We start from the raw sequence: 2,173 nt of genomic DNA on the forward strand, positions 1-2,173 counted from the left end.
AGACATTGATGAACTGTTTACGCAGGTTGAATATTTTGTGGATGCAGTAGCCAGCTACAAAAGCGATTTTGTACTCTTTCCAGAGTTCTTTAATGCCCCCTTAATGGCCGATTATAACCACCTTACTGAAGCAAAAGCGATTAGGAAACTGGCCGAGTACACTGATGATATCCGGGAGCGGTTTATGCAACTTGCCATTTCGTACAATATAAATATTGTTACCGGAAGTATGCCGCTTTTGAAGGATGAGAAATTGTATAACGTAGGATTTTTATGCCGGAGAAACGGGACTTATGAAACCTACGAGAAAATTCATGTGACTCCCGATGAATCCAAAGCCTGGGGTTTAACGGGCGGCGATACCATTGAGGTGTTCGAAACCGATTGCGGACCTATCGGTGTATTAATATGCTACGATGTGGAATTCCCGGAATTGCCACGAATTCTTGCTCAGCAGGGAATGAACATTCTTTTCGTTCCTTTTCTTACCGATACTCAAAACGGTTATTCGCGGGTTCGTTACTGTGCTCGTGCCCGTGCTATTGAAAACGAATGCTACGTGGCAATTGCCGGATCGGTGGGTAACCTACCGAAAGTTGAGAATATGGATATTCAGTTTGCGCAGTCGGTTGTGTTTACTCCCAGTGATTTTTCATTCCCGGCAAACGGAATAAAAGCGGAGGCGACGGCAAATACAGAGATGATCCTGGTAGCTGATGCTGACCTGGATCTGCTAAAGGAATTACATACTTTTGGTGCTGTACGTAATTTAAAAGACCGCCGTACTGATTTGTATTCGGTTTGCCTTAGTAATGGTGAAAAGAGTTAATCTTCCTCAGCCCAGCTAATATCGTAAAGGTAATCGTTGTAAGGGAAACGCTGCGAGTGAATCTCCTTCACTGCGTTGTACAATTTCTCTTTGAAATCTTCGATGTTTTCTTTTTCGATAGCAGATATAAATAATGCAGGTGTATTGTGTTTACCCATCCATGAATTTTTCCATTCATCGAGCGTGAAGTTGGCCTTGGTTTTTGGTGTCAGGTCATCTTCGTCTTTTTCGTCGTACGAAAAGGCATCGATTTTATTAAAGATATAAATGGTGGGCTTGTCGCCGGCTTCAATTTCTTTTAAGGTGCTGTCAACGGTTTCAATCTGTTCTTCGAATCCCGAATGCGAAATATCCACAATATGCAGCAACACATCGGCTTCGCGCACCTCGTCGAGAGTCGATTTGAACGACTCTACCAGACCGTGAGGAAGCTTACGAATAAATCCAACAGTGTCAGCCAGCAGGAATGGCAGGTTGCCGATCACTACTTTTCGAACTGTTGTATCGAGTGTAGCAAACAGCTTGTTCTCTGCAAAAACCTCCGATTTGGCCATCATGTTCATAATGGTGGATTTACCAACGTTCGTATAACCAACCAGTGCAACCCGCACAAGTTTACCACGGTTTTTACGTTGTGTGGCTTTTTGTTTATCAATCTTAACCAACTGTGTTTTAAGTCGGGAGATCTTATCAAGGATGATCCTGCGGTCGGTCTCTATCTGGGTTTCACCCGGACCACGCATCCCGATACCTCCACGCTGACGTTCAAGGTGAGTCCACATTCGGGTAAGACGTGGCAACAGGTATTGATACTGGGCCAGTTCTACTTGTGTTTTTGCATGGGCAGTCTTGGCACGCTTGGCAAAAATATCAAGAATTAGATTTGTTCTGTCCAGGATTTTGCACTCCATCTGACGTTCCAGGTTACGAAGCTGCGTTGGCGATAATTCATCGTCGAAAATAACGGTGTCGGCTTCAACTACTTTTATATAGTTTCCTATTTCTTCCAGTTTCCCTGGGCCAACAAATGTTGCTTTGTTCGGGATGTCAAGCTTTTGAGTAAAACGTTTAAGTACGACGGCACCGGCAGTATCGGCCAAAAACTCCAATTCATCAAGGTATTCCTTTACCTGATTTTCGTCCTGATCCTGGTTGATCAAACCAACAATTACGGCTTTTTCTGTTAGTGGTGCTGTTTCTATCATTGCTTATAATTTTTCAAAAAAAAACTCCTGCTTCATATTGAAACAGGAGTGCAAAAATATTGTTTTTTAACTTTACTGCAATACGAAGTTAATTGGTACCGTGTAAGATACATTAACCGGCTTGCCACGTTGTTTTCCA

Annotated in this window: 2 protein-coding genes; one reads left to right on the top strand and one right to left on the bottom strand. The window is 43.0% G+C overall.

Annotated elements, in window-relative coordinates; translation table 11 throughout:
• Positions 1-829, top strand: an 829-nt coding sequence (locus tag AC37HE_RS05630) for a carbon-nitrogen hydrolase family protein (protein ID WP_500781813.1), incomplete at its 5' end; no start/stop codon positions are given.
• Here AC37HE_RS05630 and hflX read toward each other — a convergent pair.
• Complete coding sequence (gene hflX, locus AC37HE_RS05635) at positions 826-2,034, bottom strand: GTPase HflX (protein ID WP_500781814.1); 1,209 nt, start codon at positions 2,032-2,034, stop codon at positions 826-828. The genes AC37HE_RS05630 and hflX overlap by 4 nt on opposite strands.
• Positions 2,035-2,173 lie beyond the last annotated feature (139 nt).

Source organism: Mangrovibacterium sp. (assembly GCF_059905295.1).

What these genes read in the sequence shown, in the direction of transcription:
- hflX (WP_500781814.1), bottom strand. Translation starts at nt 2,034, where the DNA reads ATGATAGAAACAGCACCACTAACAGAAAAAGCCGTAATTGTTGGTTTG.